The organism is Microbacterium sp. SORGH_AS_0862, from assembly GCF_030818795.1.
Classification (GTDB): Bacteria; Actinomycetota; Actinomycetes; order Actinomycetales; family Microbacteriaceae; genus Microbacterium.
Genome location: NZ_JAUTAY010000001.1, coordinates 222,112 through 239,378 on the forward strand (window position 1 = coordinate 222,112; position 17,267 = coordinate 239,378).

Consider the following 17,267-nt stretch of genomic DNA (forward strand, 5'->3'; position numbering starts at 1 on the left):
GGATCCCACGGAGGACACGCATGAAGACCCTGACCCTGCGACGACGCGTCGCGAGCGTCGCGATCGCGGCGGTCGCCGCGGCATCGCTCACCGCCATCAGCGGCTGGGCGGATGCCGAGCCCGCCGCCGCCGCGCCGCTGGGCGTGCAACGCGCCCAGTTCACCTCGGGCTCGAGCTATCTCGTCGTCGAGGTGCTGGACGACGATCTGGTGCATTTCGAGCTCGCCGGGGCCGGCACCGCGCCCGGAACGACGAATCCGCTGTTCACCACGCCACAGGTCGCGAAGACCGACTACGCGGGTCCGAACACCTACTCGCGCAGCGGCGGGACGATCCAGACTGCGGGACTGCGGCTCGAGGTCGACACCTCGACGCTGTGCGTCACCTCGACGGACATCACGCGCACGCCCGACCTGGTGCTGCAGACCACGTGTCCGGTCGATCTCACACAAGCCTGGAAGGGCCTGAACATCACCAAGTCGTCGATGGAGAACGCGTACGGGCTCGGCCAGCAGTTCTTCACCGGCGCGAGCGCCGACGGCGACTGGGTGGGGCGCGTCCGCTCCCCCGGCGGCACGTACGGCAACGCGATGGTCTACGACGCCGAGAACGGGCCCGTCGGCAACACGCAGATCCCGGTGCTGTTCGCGGTCGGCGACGACAACGCCAATTACGGCCTGTTCGTCGACCAGCTCTACAAGCAGGAGTGGAACCTCACCGGCGACCCGTGGACGATGCGCACGTGGGGCGACCAGGTGCGCTGGTACCTCATGTCGGGCCCCGACCTGCCCGACCTGCGCCAGGACTACATGGAGCTGACCGGCACCCCGCCCGTGCCGCCCAAGAAGGCGTTCGGCCTGTGGGTGTCCGAGTTCGGATACGACGACTGGTCGGAGCTGGACAGCACTCTCGCGGGGCTCCGCGCCGCGGACTTCCCCGTCGACGGGGCGATGCTCGACGTGCAGTGGTTCGGCGGTGTGACGGCCGACTCCGATGACACCCGCATGGGCACGCTGGATTGGGACACCTCGAAGTTCCCGAACCCCGCGGCCAAGATCGCCTCGCTCAAGGCCGACGGCGTCGGGATCATCCCGATCGAGGAGTCCTATGTGGGCAAGAATCTCCCCGAGCACGCCGACATGGCGGCGGACGGCTACCTCGTCCGGGCCGGATGCTCCACGTGCGCCCCGGCCTACCTCACCGGCAACCCGTGGTGGGGCAAGGGCGGCATGATCGACTGGACGCAGCCTGCGGCCGGCGCCGCGTGGCACGACGAGCAGCGCCAGCACCTCGTCGACGAAGGCGTCATGGGCCACTGGCTCGACCTCGGCGAACCCGAGATGTACGACGCGAACGACTGGACCGCGGGGGTCCTCCCCGGCAAGCACGCGCACGCCGACTACCACAACGCCTACAACCTGCTCTGGGCGCAGAGCATCGCCGACGGGTACGAGCGCAACGATGAGACGGCACGTCCGTTCCTGCTCTCGCGCGCGGCGGCCGGCGGCATCCAGCGCTTCGGCACGGCGATGTGGTCGGCCGACATCGGCTCGACGATGAAGGCGCTCGCCTCGCAGCAGAACACGCAGATGCACATGTCGATGTCGGGCATCGACTACTACGGGTCGGATGTGGGCGGCTTCCGCCGCGAGATGCTCGATGCGAACGCCGACGAGCTGTACACGCAGTGGTTCGCCGACAGCGCCTGGTTCGACACACCGTTGCGCCCGCACACCGAGAACCTCTGCAACTGCCTGGAGACGACCCCCGACGCGATCGGCGACGTCGCCAGCAACCGGGCCAACCTGGTGCGCCGCTACGAGAACGCCCCGTACACGTACTCGCTCGCGCACCGCGCGAACCTCTACGGAGAACCGGTCGCCCCGCCGCTCGTGTACTACTACCAGAACGACGACAACGTCCGTGAGATGGGCCACCAGAAGATGCTCGGGCGTGATCTGATGGTCGCAATCGTGGCGGGCTCGGACGAGCGCGAGCGCGACGTGTACCTCCCGGCGGGCGAGTGGATCGACATCCACACGAACGAGCGGATCGTCAGCACGGGCCAGTGGATCGCCGACGTGCCCCTGTGGCGCAACGGGGTCTTCACGCTCCCCGCCTACGCCCGTGCGGGCGCCATCATCCCGCAGGCGTTCGTCGACGCGGAGACGAAGGACATCACGGGTCTGCGCGCTGACACTGTCGTCCACGACGAGCAGATCACCACGGTGTACGCGAGCGACGCGGCATCGACCTTCACGCTGTACGAGGACGACGGCGCGAGCACCGCGTACGAGAGCGGCGCCGTGCGCACGACACCGATCAGCCAGTCGATGTCCGGCGGCGTCGCCACAGTCACGGTGGGCGCCGCATCGGGAACCTACGCGGGCGCGCCGTCGTCGCGCCCGACGGTCGTCAAGCTCGTCACGGACGGCACCCAGGCCGCATCCGTCACGCTGGGCGGCAGCACGCTCACCGAGTACGCGAACAAGGCCGCATTCGACGCCGCCAGCAGCGGCTGGTACAACGCGGGCGGCAGCACGGTGATCGCGAAGGCGGCGAGCAGTTCGGTCACATCGGACAAGACGTTCGCGTTCACGCTCGGCGAGGAGGCCGTGTGGGCGACGTTCGCGTGCGAGTTCGCGACGACGACCTTCGGCCAGTCGGTCTACGTCGTGGGCAACATCCCGCAGCTGGGCAACTGGTCGCCCGCGAGCGCGATCAAGCTCACCCCGAGCGCGTATCCGACCTGGACGGGCGTGATCGGCGACCTCCCGCCGTCGAGCGCGATCGAGTGGAAGTGCATCAAGCGTCAGGAAGCCGGCAATCCGAACACCGCGGATGCCTGGGAACCCGGCGGCAACAACGTCCTGAACACGCCACCGTACGGCTCGGCGGGAATCACGACCGGCGCGTTCTGACGTTCGTCCCCGACAGCGAGGCTGCATCAGCAGCCTTGCGGTCGAGGGGCGTTTGGGGCGGGACGCACCGAGGAATCGAACACGACGCCGCAGCCGTCTGCTGGGGCCGCGCGGAGCATCGCAGCTAGGGACCCGCCTGGATTGTCCACTCGCGACGAGCTGCAGCCCCGTCGCCTATAAGGTCAACGTATTCCACCGCCCCGCAGGAAGGAACGGGTCGTCGTCCGCGTCAGCGGATTTGAGCTCCGTCGGGCAGATCGGTCGATCGTGTGAGTTCCGACCAGGCATCGATCTCTGCCGCGACTGCTTCACGTCCGGCCGACACGAGACGGAGCGCGTCCGATCCAAGGAGCAGATGCGCCGGCGGGTTCGTACTCTCGATCACGGTGAGGACGGCCGCGGCGGCCTTGGCCGGGTCGCCAAGCTGGTTCCCGTTCGCGGCCTCTCGATTTGCTCGGATCGGGTCCATCAGCTCGTCGTAGTCCGCAATGGATCGCTCTGTGCGCACCATTGATCGGCCAGCCCAATCGGTGCGGAACGATCCCGGAGCGATCGCGGTGACGTGCACGCCAAACGACGCGACCTCCTTACCCAGCGTCTCGAGTATCGCCTCGAGCGCGAACTTGCTACCGCAGTAGTAGGCGAGACCGGGAACCGTCATCAGCCCACCCATCGACGTGACCCCGAGGATGTGGCCCGCCCGACGCGACCGCATCCCCGGAAGCACGGCTTTGATGATCGCGACGGCGCCGAACACATTGACGTCGAACTGGCGGCGCAGGTCAGCCATGGGCGACTCCTCGAGCACGCCCTCGTGGCCGTAGCCCGCGTTGGCGATCAACACGTCGATGCGGCCCAGCGCCTTTTCGACCGCGGCGACGACCGTCGAAACCGCTTCATCGTCGGTCACATCGAGCAGAACGGCGCGGGCGCGGCCGTCTTCCGTCAAAGCTCCGAAGGCTGCCGCGTCGCGCTCGCTCCGCACCGTCCCAACGACGACATGGCCGGCAACCAGCGCCGCCTGCGCGAATGCCCTGCCGAAGCCCGAGCTGACCCCTGTAATCAAGAAGTTCTTCGTCATGTCCCACATACTCAACGTTAAGTTGATCAAAGTCAACACCGCGTTGATTTTGATCAACTCGCTACCCTTGTTTCATGTCGCCCTACGCCTACGACGAGAACGGTCGCCGCATCGTCGCGCCGTCGAAAGGCGAGCTCCGCGAGAAACAGATCCTCGACGAGGCCGAGAAGCAGCTCATCGACATCGGCCACGAAGCCATGACGGTAGAGTCGATCGCCACGGCCGCAGGCCTCACCCGTGGAGCCCTGTACTTCTACTTCCGGTCTAAGAACGACGTCATCGCCGCGCTCGTCCAGCGGATCACTGTCGAGCTGACGAGCGCCATTGCCACGCGGCGGGCGGCGTCGCCGACTTCTGCTCACGGAGGTCTGCTCAGCGCCATCGACCTGACTCGCGACCTGTGGTCCAGGCACGGTGCCGTTATGCGCACGGCCATCGAACTTTCTCCATCGGTTCCCTTCATCGACCACCTGTGGTCATCCGCTCGGGCTGAGACCATCCGCAGCCTCACGGAGATCACCGAGTCGGCCGCAATTGAGGCTTCGGCGTCGGAGCGGGCTTCTGTCGTGTCGGCTTTGGTAGCCATGACGGAGCGGGTGTTCTACGAAGCCATCCGCTCGAACTCCGATCTGGATGCCGCCGCAGAGGTCGTCACGATGATCTGGAACCGCGCCTTACCCCTGCCCCATCAGACCGCCTGACCATTAACGCCGCAGTTCACGCTGAGTTCAGTAGGTACGAAAGCGATCACACTCGTACGCACCCCATCCACATACCGTCGTGGAGTCCACCAGGCGCCAGGATCGATTCCTCCACTCCTAATGACGACTCGCGTCTGTGGCAGGGAGCGTCAGGGGGCCACGATTCGGGCGATGGATTCGCGAAGCAGCGCGCGGCGACGGTCGTGCTCCCCATCGGGCTCGTCAATCGTCGCGGTGTAGACGTTACTTGTCGGCGACCACGCGGAGGCTGCACCCATGACGAGCACCAGGAGATCGACGGGCTCGCCCGATCTGAGACGGCCTGCAGCCTGCGCGTCTGCGACGGCAGCCAGCTTTGGCTCGTGCTGGGCGCCATCGAACCATCGCCCGGTGGGACGTCGCTCGAGCCTGGTCCAGGCGATGAGGCGGGCGAGCTCGGGGTGTCGAAGGTTCTGGTCGTAGAGCCTTACCGCCCAGCCAGGCAGGTCGTCGGCGTCGAAAGGGACGTCGTCGGTGCTGGCATCAACGCGGTCGACGATAACCGCGTCAAACAGACCGTCCTTACTGCCGAAGTACGCGTACAACTGCGCCTTGTTCGCGTCCGCCGCGGCGGTGATGCGATCCATCCGGGCACCGGCAAAGCCGACCTGCGCGAACTCGGTCGCTGCGGCATCGAGGATCCTGCGACGAGTCGCGATCCCCCGCGCTGTGGTTGGTAGGGAGGAATCGGCCATGGGTCGATCCTAGCAGAAAGACTAGTTAGTTGCTTTCGAGCGTGACGCGGTACTACTGTCAAAGAACAACTAGTTTTTCTTTTTGGAGGCATGATGAGCACCACCGCCGCGTGGCAGAGCACGGGCAACAGCGTCGAATTGCGGAAGGTGTTGATCGATCGCAGGGCGCTCCGCGCGGATGACCTCGCCGTGCGGGTCAGCTTCTGTGGCGTCTGTCACAGCGACCTGCATGCGATACACGGCGTGACACCGCATATGTCCGATGGGAGCGGACTCGTTGCCGGACATGAGTTCACGGGCACTGTGATGGCCGTCGGCTCGGCCGTGACCGGCTTCGCGGTGGGTGACGTGGTGGCCGTCGGCACGCTCGTCGACTCATGTGCGGAGTGCGCAATGTGCCTGATGGGGCAGGAGAACTTCTGTTACCTCGGCCCCGTCAGCACCTATGGCGGGAAGGATCGCATAGACGGGACGTCCACGAAAGGCGGGTACAGCCGAGAGTACGTGGTACGCGAGAGGTTCGCCTACCATCTGCCCGCGGGGCTCGACCCGGCCGCGGCCGCGCCACTGATGTGCGCGGGCATCACCATGTGGGAGCCGCTGCGTGCAGCCCGCGTCGGCGCCGGCAGTCGCGTCGCCGTCGCCGGTCTCGGCGGTCTCGGTCACCTGGGCGTGAAGTTGGCGGCCGCCCTGGGGGCAGAAGTGACTGTGCTGAGCCGCACAGCCGACAAGACGGGCGATGCTCACGCCCTCGGGGCTTCAGACCTTCTTGTGACGACTGATGCGGAACAGATGCAGCAGGCTCGTGGTCGATTTGACCTCATTCTCGACACGATTTCAGCAGAGCACGAGCTCTCCTCGCTGCTGCGCATGCTCGATCTCGATGGAACGCTCTCGGTCGTCGGCAATCCACTGATGGCGGCGCCCCGGATTCTGGAGCTCGCGGCCGGTCGCAAGAAGCTCACCTCCTCCGGCACGGGCGGGACGAAAGGAACGGCCGAGATGCTGGCGTTCTGCGCGGAACGCGGAATCGCCGCCGATGTCGAAGTGCTTCCCTCGTCAAGAGTGATCGAGGCGCTCAACCGCCTGGAGGATGGCGACGTCCGCTACCGGTTCGTACTCGACATGTCCGATCTCGATCAGCCGGAGGCCTGAATCCATGACCAGCGACGACACGTCGAGCAAGACCCCGGAAGACCGGACCATGAAGCAGATCGGCGCGTCTGGAATATTCGTCCCGGCCATGGGCAACGGCACTCAGGCCTGGGGCGACAAGCGCTTCGGCTACGGTACCTCTTACACCCGCGACAACCTTTACGCCATCTACAAGATGTGCCTGGACGCAGGACTGAACTTCTTCGATACCTCCGACACCTATGGCAAAGGACTCGCCGAGGAGCTCCTCGGCGAGTTCCACCGCAAGGACGGCCGCCCGGTAACGATCGCGACCAAGTTCACCCAAGCCAAACTTTACGATCCCAACCGCAATCTCTCTGTTAGAGCGGTGAAGACCGTCCTGGAAAGCAGCCTGAAGCGGCTTCAGGTGGACACTGTCGATCTCTACCAGGTCCACTACCCGCCTGCACGACGTGCACTCGACAGGTATCTCGATGCCATGGCCGATACCGTCAAGAGCGGCAAAGCGAAGGCTGTTGGCGTCAGCAATTTCAGCACCGACTACCTGCGATATTCCTACAGCTACCTGTGGTCCGTTCACGGCGTCAGGCTGGCGTCGAGTCAAGTCGGGTTCAACTTGCTGCACCGCCACCCGGAGACCAACGGCATGCTCGACGCTTGCCGCGAACTCGGGGTGACGATCCTCCCAATCCTCCCGCTCGCTGAAGGAGTGCTCACCGGAAAATACCGTGCCGGCGGCCAGGAGTACGGCAGCCAAGCCGCAACGCTGTTCCGCGGCGCCAGCCTCTTCGAACCAGGCGAGTCTTTCTTCAAGGCCATGAGGTCCAAGCCCTACGAGATGCACCGCGAAGAACTCGAGCCCCTGTTCGATGTCATGGACGCGATCGCACGTGCGCACGAAGGAACCATCGCCCAGGTGGCCCTCAACTGGCTGATCGCCAGCGACCCGCTCGTCATCCCCATCCCCGGCGCAAAGAGCCCATCGCAGGTCACCAGCAACGCAGCGGCGCTCGGCTGGACGATGAGTGCCACGGAATTCAGGCGACTCTCGCAGACCGAAGCAGAGATCCGGCGCGCCATCGGCTACTAGACATATCCCCATCCGCTCCAAGCGAACCTGTCACGATTTCGTTCCTCACGTTCTCCTTGTCATTCACGTCGCAACCGTGCCAAACGCAGCCTGAACCGGTTACGCCGACCCTCGAGCGTCTGACCGAAGGCAAGGTGCCCGAGAAGGATGCCGTACGCGTCGGCGGCCACGAGCCCGTCGATGGTGGTCTGCTCGCCGGCGATCTTGTCGCAGGCGGAACGTTCGCAGCGCGCCGGCGTGCTGAAGGGGCCCGTACAGGATGGACCGCGCAGTGTTCAGTTTCGTGTGAAGAAGGTGGGGCCGTGATGCCTGCGCGGTGCTGATGTTGCGGTTCCTCGCGGACGCTCTTGGGCGCGTCTCGGCCGACTTCCTGCGAGACCAACGTCGAAGCCCCGACTAGAACTTGATTCTCATAAGGGAACTTCCGGTCGGGATGCGCCCTACCGCTTCTCCACCCGGCGCTGCGCGCCGCGCGGAGCCTCGGCGGCAGGGGCCCGCCTGAATAATCCGCTCGCGGCAACGAGAAACGGCCCGCCATAAGGCGGACCCTTTCTCGTTCCGGTCGGGATGACAGGATTTGAACCTGCGACCCCCTGACCCCCAGTCAGGTGCGCTACCAAGCTGCGCCACATCCCGTGGCATCGATCTCCAGTTATTTCGGGCCGACCGGAAGGGGTAAACCCCTTGACCCCCAGGTAGACGGTCCAGCCCAGTTCCTTGATTTTTCGGGCATCGGTGCCCCTCAGACGACACCACTTCACGTCAGGACTTGCATGGATTGCATGCATCAGGTCCCGGACAGGTCCCGGATATTCTTAGCCGTTCGCACCTTCGGTGAAGGTTTACGTGGGGTTTACGAGTGGCGTACATTGACGGGCTCTGTTCACTATGAGGGCCAATCACAACGTGCGATAGTGCATCGAATCCGGTGCCGATCGGAGCGCGGGCGGCGCTTGGCACTCACCGGTCGGCGGCACCTCCAGTATCAATGGGTGGCGCGGTACAGGGCCCCATTGATTCCACTGTGTACGGAGTCGGGACATGGACGGCTGACCATCGGCTAACGCGGCTTGGAGTGGAGATTCGTTCGAGATCCAGGTACGGAGTTCGGCCACCGATTTCTCAACGCTTTCGAGTCTCGTGTTCGACGCACCGATCCGTTCCCGTGTGGACGCGACGGCGATCTCGACGACCTGAAGGCAAGTGTCGATCAGTTGTCTGGCGTCGTCATCCCAGCGCTCGGGGCTACCGTCGATTACTCCGACCGCGTTGTCGACTGCGATCCATGCGACCGACCGCAACGCGAGAGGTTCCGGCTCCAGCCTCATACGTGCGTCGAGGTTCGCGGGCAGGAAAGTCGAGAGCGGCATCTGATCGAGGTGGGACACGGCGAAATCCCAGGACGACATCGTTGCGTCGAGCGCACTTGCGTCCACCACGATCAGTGACCCGCTGCTCTCGACCGCGCTGACTTCGAATCTCTCGGTTTGGGGAAGGAGCCGCCGAGCGAGCACAAGCGCCTGGAAACAGGGATTGACATCGCGGTGTTCAATCCGCTGGACGCGGAAATGGGCATGCGGCGTGTTGAGCCGCGCCTCGACGAGGAGGATTCGGTTGGTGCCGAAGAACGCACGCACACGATCCCAGGTCGGCATCCTGCCTTCCTCTTCCGCAGACGGCAGCATCCCGGCGTCAGCTCTGACGTGGAGAGCTCGGATGGCTGCGAGCCCGGCTTCCGAACCCTGCACGAACGAGGTAGCTAGGCTCAACGCCGCCGCGACGTGCACCACGTCTACGCGGCCGCTTTCAGTGACGAACTGGTCAGTGAATCCATCCCAGACGAGGGTCTCGTGGGTCTCGCTATTGCGCATGTCGGGGAGCACGACGCCACTCACGACTGCTGCGAGCGCTCCACCTTCACGGACTAGCCGCTCTCGCAAGTTCGTGAGCATTGGAGGCGTGCTCTATTCCCCTGCTCGGAGGCAGTGCGTTGCCCAGCTGTACTGACGAAAGGGGCCCTCAATCGTCCTCTTGTACGCGTCGGCAAGCGCGAGAGCTCGAGCTTCCGAGTCGTCCGTCTGCGTGAGCACGGCCTCGTAAGCGCGGGTCGCGGCCGAACGAGCGCGACGCAGCGCGGGTTCGACCGCCCTCAGATGGTCTCGGAACTGATCAGCAATCGTTGGCTCGGCCGCGAAGTATCGATTGGTCAGCGTGTTTGTCGCGATATACGCGGCGACTGGGTCGTCACAGTCGATTACTTGACCGACAGCGTAGACGCCGGCGAGCACGTCCGTCACATGCGGTATTCCTAGCGAGACGAGGTGCGGGATCAGCAGAGCGAGCAGGTCTGAGCCTCGATACGCATAGTGCTGCAGGACCCATTCTGCTCGAAAGAAGCCCTGAGTTCCGCGTGGCGGGATATCCATGCCGAACGCTCGTGACAAGCCTTGACCGTCACTCGCGGAGCTGCGCGTAGACCACCAGTCGGCTGCGTCGGCAAGCGCTCTTCCGACATCTGTGCTGACCGAGGTGTCGGCTTCGACCGCCCTGATGATATGCGCCGGGAGTTCGTCTAGGAGGTCCAACAGCTCATCCGCCTGGCGCGGATCGTATGGCTCGAACGGTTCGAGCGAGAAGAGGAGGCTGACAGCACGGTCGCGTTGTCGCAACAGCTGATCGATCCAGCCCTGCAGTTTCTTGAAACCATCGCCAGGAGAGACAAGGTCCTGGCTCAGCGATCTGATGACGTCCGCGAGCACATCCGCATGCCACCGCCAGGGCGCTTCATCAACGGGTACGGTGTGATGATCACGGGCGGAGCGAGGCAGAGCCGACACGCTACGTACCGGCGACAGGAGTCTCTCGATAGCATGTGGCGGCAGCGTCATGAGGGCCTCCGGGCTGGCGGATGACGTTCCATACTCTCGACGATGCGATCGCAGATGTCCGGTGCACTCTCGTGTTCCCAGAACCGAAGCACCACCCACCCCGCTGCGCTGATGGTTGCCGTCGTCTCAGCATCTCGCGTCATGTTGGACCGCACTTTGTCCGCCCAGAACTCGCCGTTGCGAACTGGGGCCGTGTAGTGGTCCGGGCAGCCGTGCCAGAAGCATCCGTCTATGAAGATGGCGATGCGCTGACGTGTGAAGACGATGTCGGCTCGTCTCCGCCCTCCGAGCGGCGCGAAGTCGACGCGGTAGCGCAGGCCTTCCGCATGGAGGATCCGTCGGACTGCGAGTTCGGGGCCGGTGTCTCGTCCGCGGTTGGCGACCATTGAGCGCCGTACGCCTTCGGATGAGGCCCATGAGGTCTCGACCATGGCGGCCCGCCTCACTTCTTCTTCGGGACGTCAACGATCGGGATGTTGCCTTCCTGTCGAACGCGGAAGCCGAGTCTGCCTTCGGGCGCCGACGCGTATGGCAGCACCATCGAGAACAGCGTTGCGACATCAGCGGACGCCACGTCCTCTGGCCACTTCCTGTGATCGGCGCGTTCTCTCTTCTCCCCGGGGGTGAGCCCGGCCGGTTGGATCGGGTCGGCGGCGAAAGTGAGTAGGACGGCTCCACGCGTTCCGGGCTTGGAGAGTTCGTCGGCAACGGGCCCGCCGTGTCGGAATCGAGGGTGTCCCGCGATGTGTTGCAGCGCGTGACGTTGCCGGAAGGAGCTTCCGGAGAATCCGGCGCGATCTCCACGCCGGGTGCGGTTCACCATGGCGACCGAGACACCGTCAACATTCCGGTGTTGATTTCCAGACAGTTCGGGGATGAGTACAGCCCAGTCGGTCAAGGTTCCGGCTTCGATCGCCTGGTCCATGAATCGGAGGTGGGGCTCGAAGTTGAAACCGAGCGTCCATTGGAAGCCGGCTAGACGCTCGCGGACTTCGGCCGCTGGGACGAGAGCGTACCGTGCGAAGAAGGAGCGCTCGGTGGAGTTCGCGTCGTCGAGGTGATCGTTGTCGGACGCTTCGAGCCCGTTGGACAACTCCCTGTAGGTGAACTGCACGGGCTCCGAGAGCCGTTCCACCCAGTCTCGGACAAGGTTGAAGTGCGCAGGGTTGGCGTTCGCGTCCCTGTCGGGTTGACGAGGGAAATCCTGGACGATTCCGCCCTGCCCCTGCACGTCGAGCTCCGCGTTGTACATCTTGTTTCGTGCTGTCGGCTTGAGCCACGGGAGTTCCTGAAACACCAGGGGCGGGACGTCGATGGGGCGGATCACGGGGTGCCCGTCGTTGGTCATCTGGGCGAACGTCCGTAGCTGAGCCCGGAAGTCCTCCTCATCGCGGAGTATGCTCTCGAACGCGCCGTAGAGGTCGTACTCTCGTCCGCGGTTGTCGGTTGCCCTGCGGGCGATGTAGAGACGCACCAGATCGCGGTATCCCTTGCGGTAACCAAACCATCGGCCCATCTGCATGAGGCTGTCGGCGGCGAGAGCGCGCCGACGGTAGTAGGTGATGGTGAGTTCTTCGACGGTGAACCCTCGGCTGAGCTTGGCACCGCCCACGAGGATGCGCCACACCCGCTCACCTTGGAAGTCCAGCTGCTCATAGTCGGCGTTCTTGTCTCCGTTGACGACGACCACGGGAGAGCGCTTCACGGTCATCCGGTCGACTGCCTGTCCGACGTACGTCCAGATGGCGTCGAAGTCGTCCGGGAGCGTGGCGCCCCATTCGGCCGTGTCGCGGCTCGCCCAGACCGTGTAGAAGTCGTTCTCGTACAGCTCACGTAGCCGCTCCTTCGTCATCGGAGAGCTGTATGAGTTTCTGAGCCAGAGTGCGTCGATGCGCTCCCGGAGTTCCCTATGTTCCTCGGTTCGCACCGACTCGTGGACGAGCATCGTGTGGTGATAGAAGGTGCCCTGTCCGTTGGCTTCGCGCCAGAGCTTGATGGCGCCCGTGACGACGAACGCGTCCAGTGCTTCCGCGAGTTCTTCGTCCTCCTCCCTGTCGTCGAGGTCCCGCACGAACGCGGCACGGTTCGAAATGGCGGGATCGTCCTCGCTGCCCTCCGGTAGGGCGCGGAGGTCGTGGAAGGACACGCCACCCATGTACTGCGGCGGCGGCTGGAGAGAGAGGATGAAGTCTCGGGGGAAGATGTCTTCGGCGTCGGTGGGGTCCACGAACACGTTGGCGAACGGGGTCGCGGTATAGCCGACGTACTGCGCTCTCTTGAGCAGCGCGAGCAGCTCGGAGAGCTTCTTGTTGATCGCGGTACGAGCCTGTCGGCCCTCCGCGTCGATCTTGCCGGGCATCGTGGTGTTGACGGACGCGAGATCGGCCTCGTCGTCGATGATCAGCGTGGGGATGTCACCCAGATTGATATGAAGCTTGGTCAGGTCCGAGACGAGCTTCTCTAGGACGCCCTTGTTCTTCTTGACCACGGCCAATCGCACGTCGGTGCCGAAGAGGTTGTCGGCATGCCATAGCGGCTTCGCGCGGTGCTGGATCTCATGCCCTTGCTGGAAGTCGAGGGCTGGCAGGCCCGCGGCGAGCGCCTTGTAGTCGCCGGAGGAGGTCGTCAGCCGGCGGATGGATGGCACGTCGGGCACGTCGATGGGGCGGACGCCGTGTCGGAGGAACTTGTCTTCGAGCCAGTCGCGGTCTTCGGTGTTCGCGTAGTCGACCTTGATGATGGCGGCGGTGTCCTTCTCGTCGACGCCGCCGAGGATGTTCTCCCGGCCGATGAGTTCCTTGTCGAGTCGTCGCTGGGTCTGGTTGCGGAGGATGTCGTAGGTGCCGGTGAGGACGATGATGAGCCGGTAGCCGGCGTCGATGGCTTTGGCGATCACACCGGTGAAGTTCGCGGTCTTTCCGCTCTGGACGTGCCCGACGACGAGCCCTTTGCTCTGGTAGGGGGACGCGGACGTTGGGTCGTTGAGTCGTGCCACGACGGCCGTTGTCGCGGCATCGAGTTCCTTGATCGACTCAGCGGGGATGGTCAACGTGCTCTTGTACGCGTTCCAGTAGAACTGGTGACGGGTGGCTCGTTCGGTTGTGTACCAGGGTTGCCATTCCGGGCTGGCGATCAGCACGGCGCCGAGTCCTCGCACGGGGAAGGTCTCATCGATATGTGTTCGTGCGGTCTGGCTCAGACCGAGGCGATCGAAGATCAGCGAGCGGCGCTCGACGGTGTCCTTGGCGGTCTCGCCGGTCCAGATCGTGGCCTCGGCCGCGTCCCATTGGAGTAGCTGCAGGTGGAAGGTGGTGGACTCTGGTGCCCCTTCCGCCAGGATCCGTTCGAGCAGAGCGTCTTCGTCGAGCGCGGTCTGGAAGGGCTCCAGGTTGCGGTTCACGTCCGCCAGGAGTGCCCGCGGGCCGAGCGGTGCCATGCCGGCGAGCGCGCCCTCGATCGCGGGTCTGAGTGCTTCGTCGCTCATGGTTGTGGCTCCTTGCAGAACTCGTCGAGGAGTTCGGGGACTGCGGTCGCGGCTTCAAACTGGGTGAGGTCCAGACGGTATTGCACACCGACGACATGGGATGGTTGAGGCACGATGTCGGCGATGCGCTTCGGGGTGAGCGCGGGGAAATCGTCGTCGACGAGGAACGTGCGCGGGACCGAACGCAGGGACCAGCGTCGTTGGTACAGCTCGGTGTCGTCATGGCGCCAGCCGACGTCCTTGAGCTTCTTGTCGAAAAGTTGCCTGCTCTCCTCGGAGAGATCGTCTCGGATGCTGGCGACGACGTCGCCTAGCGCTCTCCCTTGCGATGCGGCACCTGCGGCGGTGACCTGGACGGAAACGAGGTACAGGGGACGGTCCGGCGAGGGCTGCAGCTGTGACGCCGATGCGATGAGGTGGATTCTGCTCTCGCTTCGGGTGCACTTCACTTCGACGCTGAACCCGTCGAACAGGAAGTCGTGTTCTTCCCGGTCGGCGCCGGCCCATGCGTTGACGACATTGGGCGCGGTGACGTGCGTGATGGCCTGCTCGAGGAAGAGCAGTTCGCCGAAGAGGCCAATCTGTTGTTCGTCCGTCAGCCGTCGCTTGCGGAGCAACAGTTCCTGGAACGAACGGAGACCGTCAGCGACGGCGTCGGTGAATGAGGTCCCGTTGACGACGAGATCGACGATCGCGGCGATCACCAGGTACGCCTCGTGATGATTCTCCGTGGCGTCGATGGTGAGCTCAAACCATTCATCGTCCTCACCGAGCTCCTGGACGACGTCGAACGTGATCCGATCGAAAGCAGTTACGTCGGGAGCTCCGGACTCCGGCGGGACTCTGAGTCGGATCCGTTCAGTGGCGGGGTCGATCAGCAGGTAGGTGGGTGGCTGTGCGGACAGCCTGCGAACCGCCGGAAGGGGTTGGTGGAAGTACTTCTCGATGTCATCGGCGGTGAGGTGGCCGACCTCGTCTCCACCGATCATCTGCTCCACCTCGTTCGTCGCGGTCTCTATCGCACTCTGACCCCGCCGAGGGCTGCAGTCGGGGCGACCCGGGAGGTAAGGCGCGGGCGCCGTCGCCCACACCATCCAGAGTAGAGGGCTGGCACACGTGTGGAGCGGGGCGGACAGGGCATGTCGCCGGTGGGCGGTACCATGACGAAGCATGCTGGGGGAACGAAGCACGACCCGCGCAGACGACGTGTCGCGCGTGGTCGAGCTGCCCCCTGAGAAGGGCGTGCTGACAGCGATCGGCCGCGATCACACCCTCACCACGGCGCTCGCGGATCTCATCGACAACAGCATCGACGCCCATGCGGACACGGTCACGATCCGTATGGTGACGACCGACTCGCTACTGCACACCGTTCGAGTGCGGGACAACGGCGACGGGATGTCCGGCGATGAGCTTCAGCTCGCGATGCGTCTCGGTGAACGCAGAGAGTACGCCACCACCGACCACGGTCATTTCGGGATGGGTTTGAAGGCCGCTTCCCTCAGTCAATCGCGAACACTGACCGTGTTCACATTGGGCGAAGGTGACGTACCGCGCGCGATACGCATCGGACGGCAAGGCTTCCACGGCGAGGTGCTGACGGACCAGGCGGCATGGAACGGGTTCGAGGACGACCCCGGATCGCTCGACAGCACCGGAACGGTCGTCGAGTGGAGCGGCGTGGAGAACGTGTCCCGGGCGTCGAGTCCGACCGAACGGCAGATGTGGCTCGAACGGCTCGTGGGTTCGCTGCGCACCGAACTCGGGCTCACGTTCCACCGGCTCTTGTCCTGTGGTCGTCTGCGGATCGGTGTGGAGGTGTTCGACGACGCCGTCGCACTCGTCGGCGTGCGACGGAATGTGGAACCGGTCGATCCGTTCGGCTTCCAGACCTCGGGCCACGCCGACTACCCGGTCTCTGTGACCGGGGTGACGGACGACGGATGTGAGCTCATAGCGGCCCTGAACATACTTCCGCCGAACTCGAAGTCGGCCTCGGCCGAGTTGCTCGGGCGTCCTCGGCGGGAATGGCAGGGCTTCTACATCTACCGGAACGATCGTCTCCTCCACGCCGCGGGATGGTTGGAGCAGGCCCACTCCGATCGCCGACTCCAACTCGCGCGCGTAGCAATCGACCTCACCCCCGCCCTCGAGACCCACCTCCGCATCAACCACGAGAAGCACGGCGTAAGGCCTCTCGAGGGATTCGGACTCGCCCTCCAACGAGCACGATCGACCAACGGGATCGGCTTCGAACGGTTCCTCGAGGATGCGCGAGACACGTTCCAACGCGCGAACAAGCGAAGGACCGGCATCAAGCCCCTCATCCCGATGAGCGAAGGACTCTCCGAGAGCCTGACGGAGAAGGTTCGAGAGCGCATCGGCGAGCGCGAAGACGTCCAGCCCATCGCGATGCGATGGCGTCAGCTCGAAGAGGGACGGGTGTTCCTCTTCGACCCGGACGCCCGCACGATCTGGCTGAACGACGGCTACCGGACCGCGATCGGCGGTGTCACCGGTGACGCGCCGCTGCTGAAGACGTTGACCTACCTCCTGCTCCAGGACCGCTTCGCCAGCAAGCATGTGAGAAGAGGCACGAAGGAGGAGATCGAAGCCTGGCAGTCCGTCCTGATGGACGCTCTGCTCGAGCAGATCGGTGCGGACGGCTACAGAAGCACCCCATCAGTGGATGACGATGCCTCGCCGTCACCGCTTCGCGGACTCGACAAAGTCGGGCATCTCACCCCCGCCGCATCGGATGGCGTCCCCGACTCGGCAGAGCCAGCCGATTACGCCGTACCGGCGGTCCCGCCGGAACAAGTCGACGAGACAACGGAGAGCTCTCCCGAAGTCACGAGAGCTGACCCTTCGGTCATCACGGAGCTCTACAGCAAGGGTGCGACGATCGCTGAGACAGCGCAGCAGCTCGCCGTGGATGGCCGCGCGGTCGCCCGTGTCCTGTGTCTGCATGTACTCGGTCTGGACGAGCCGCTGGATGACGAATCCCTGTCTCCTCGGCACGGTTTGGTCTACACGCCCGGGGAACGGGAACGGATAGTCGCCGCGTACCGGTCAGGAACCCCGATCGCGCGGATCGCTCAGGACACGGGCAGAACACCGCTCGCTGTGGCCTGGCAGCTCCTCGACCACCCGAGCCGACCCGTCCTCGTCAAACGGTCTCTGATCCGGCGTCTACGCCGCGCCACGCCGGATGGAGATCATGATGTCTGA

At 64.6% G+C, this 17,267-nt stretch carries 12 protein-coding genes and 1 tRNA gene; 5 read left to right on the forward strand and 8 right to left on the reverse strand.

The features are described from left to right. Positions 1 to 20 precede the first annotated feature (20 nt). Positions 21 to 2,921: a TIM-barrel domain-containing protein gene (locus tag QE377_RS01115; RefSeq protein ID WP_307318836.1), complete on the forward strand. Its 2,901-nt coding sequence runs from the start codon at positions 21 to 23 to the stop codon at positions 2,919 to 2,921. Positions 2,922 to 3,150: 229 nt separating this feature from the next. Here QE377_RS01115 and QE377_RS01120 read toward each other — a convergent pair whose 3' ends face one another. Continuing rightward, entirely contained in the window at positions 3,151 to 4,059 is a 909-nt protein-coding gene (locus QE377_RS01120) for an oxidoreductase (RefSeq protein WP_307318839.1), read from the reverse strand. Positions 4,060 to 4,076: 17 nt separating this feature from the next. Here QE377_RS01120 and QE377_RS01125 point away from each other — a divergent pair, with 17 nt between their 5' ends. Beyond that, positions 4,077 to 4,703, forward strand: coding sequence for a TetR/AcrR family transcriptional regulator (locus QE377_RS01125; protein WP_307318840.1), 627 nt, complete (start codon positions 4,077 to 4,079; stop codon positions 4,701 to 4,703). Between the two features lie 149 nt (positions 4,704 to 4,852). Here QE377_RS01125 and QE377_RS01130 read toward each other — a convergent pair whose 3' ends face one another. Next, entirely contained in the window at positions 4,853 to 5,437 is a 585-nt protein-coding gene (locus QE377_RS01130; RefSeq protein ID WP_307318842.1) for a TetR/AcrR family transcriptional regulator, read from the reverse strand. Positions 5,438 to 5,530: 93 nt separating this feature from the next. Between QE377_RS01130 and QE377_RS01135 the strand changes: the two genes are divergently transcribed. Continuing rightward, entirely contained in the window at positions 5,531 to 6,592 is a 1,062-nt protein-coding gene (locus QE377_RS01135) for an NAD(P)-dependent alcohol dehydrogenase (protein WP_307318845.1), read from the forward strand. 4 nt (positions 6,593 to 6,596) lie between these two features. Beyond that, positions 6,597 to 7,664, forward strand: coding sequence for an aldo/keto reductase (locus tag QE377_RS01140; protein WP_307318847.1), 1,068 nt, complete (start codon positions 6,597 to 6,599; stop codon positions 7,662 to 7,664). Between the two features lie 562 nt (positions 7,665 to 8,226). Here QE377_RS01140 and QE377_RS01145 read toward each other — a convergent pair. The 6 genes from QE377_RS01145 to QE377_RS01170 all read right to left on the reverse strand — a co-directional run bounded on the left by QE377_RS01145 (position 8,227) and on the right by QE377_RS01170 (position 15,025). Further along, positions 8,227 to 8,300: transfer RNA gene (locus QE377_RS01145), tRNA-Pro, on the reverse strand. Between the two features lie 263 nt (positions 8,301 to 8,563). Next, positions 8,564 to 9,547, reverse strand: coding sequence for a hypothetical protein (locus QE377_RS01150; RefSeq protein WP_307318850.1), 984 nt, complete (start codon positions 9,545 to 9,547; stop codon positions 8,564 to 8,566). A gap of 81 nt (positions 9,548 to 9,628) precedes the next feature. Next, positions 9,629 to 10,552 (reverse strand): hypothetical protein, encoded by a 924-nt coding sequence (locus QE377_RS01155; protein ID WP_307318852.1) that lies wholly within the window; start codon positions 10,550 to 10,552, stop codon positions 9,629 to 9,631. After that, positions 10,549 to 10,983 (reverse strand): very short patch repair endonuclease, encoded by a 435-nt coding sequence (locus tag QE377_RS01160; RefSeq protein ID WP_307318853.1) that lies wholly within the window; start codon positions 10,981 to 10,983, stop codon positions 10,549 to 10,551. The genes QE377_RS01155 and QE377_RS01160 overlap by 4 nt, the downstream gene beginning before the upstream one ends. An 11-nt stretch (positions 10,984 to 10,994) precedes the next feature. Next, positions 10,995 to 14,036, reverse strand: coding sequence for a Z1 domain-containing protein (locus QE377_RS01165; protein WP_307318857.1), 3,042 nt, complete (start codon positions 14,034 to 14,036; stop codon positions 10,995 to 10,997). Beyond that, positions 14,033 to 15,025 carry a PD-(D/E)XK motif protein gene (locus tag QE377_RS01170; protein ID WP_307325806.1) on the reverse strand — a complete coding sequence of 331 codons (993 nt, stop codon included), beginning with the start codon at positions 15,023 to 15,025 and terminating at the stop codon, positions 14,033 to 14,035. The genes QE377_RS01165 and QE377_RS01170 overlap by 4 nt, the downstream gene beginning before the upstream one ends. A 181-nt stretch (positions 15,026 to 15,206) precedes the next feature. Here QE377_RS01170 and QE377_RS01175 point away from each other — a divergent pair, with 181 nt between their 5' ends. Next, complete coding sequence (locus tag QE377_RS01175) at positions 15,207 to 17,267, forward strand: ATP-binding protein (protein WP_307318860.1); 2,061 nt, start codon at positions 15,207 to 15,209, stop codon at positions 17,265 to 17,267.

Bases quoted from the DNA above. Each gene is read 5' to 3' on its own strand.
- QE377_RS01115 (WP_307318836.1), top strand. From the start codon at position 21: ATGAAGACCCTGACCCTGCGACGACGCGTCGCGAGCGTCGCGATCGCG.
- QE377_RS01125 (WP_307318840.1), top strand. From the start codon at position 4,077: ATGTCGCCCTACGCCTACGACGAGAACGGTCGCCGCATCGTCGCGCCG.
- QE377_RS01130 (WP_307318842.1), bottom strand. From the start codon at position 5,437: ATGGCCGATTCCTCCCTACCAACCACAGCGCGGGGGATCGCGACTCGT.
- QE377_RS01135 (WP_307318845.1), top strand. From the start codon at position 5,531: ATGAGCACCACCGCCGCGTGGCAGAGCACGGGCAACAGCGTCGAATTG.
- QE377_RS01140 (WP_307318847.1), top strand. From the start codon at position 6,597: ATGACCAGCGACGACACGTCGAGCAAGACCCCGGAAGACCGGACCATG.
- QE377_RS01155 (WP_307318852.1), bottom strand. From the start codon at position 10,552: ATGACGCTGCCGCCACATGCTATCGAGAGACTCCTGTCGCCGGTACGT.
- QE377_RS01160 (WP_307318853.1), bottom strand. From the start codon at position 10,983: ATGGTCGAGACCTCATGGGCCTCATCCGAAGGCGTACGGCGCTCAATG.
- QE377_RS01165 (WP_307318857.1), bottom strand. From the start codon at position 14,036: ATGAGCGACGAAGCACTCAGACCCGCGATCGAGGGCGCGCTCGCCGGC.
- QE377_RS01170 (WP_307325806.1), bottom strand. From the start codon at position 15,025: ATGATCGGTGGAGACGAGGTCGGCCACCTCACCGCCGATGACATCGAG.
- QE377_RS01175 (WP_307318860.1), top strand. From the start codon at position 15,207: ATGCTGGGGGAACGAAGCACGACCCGCGCAGACGACGTGTCGCGCGTG.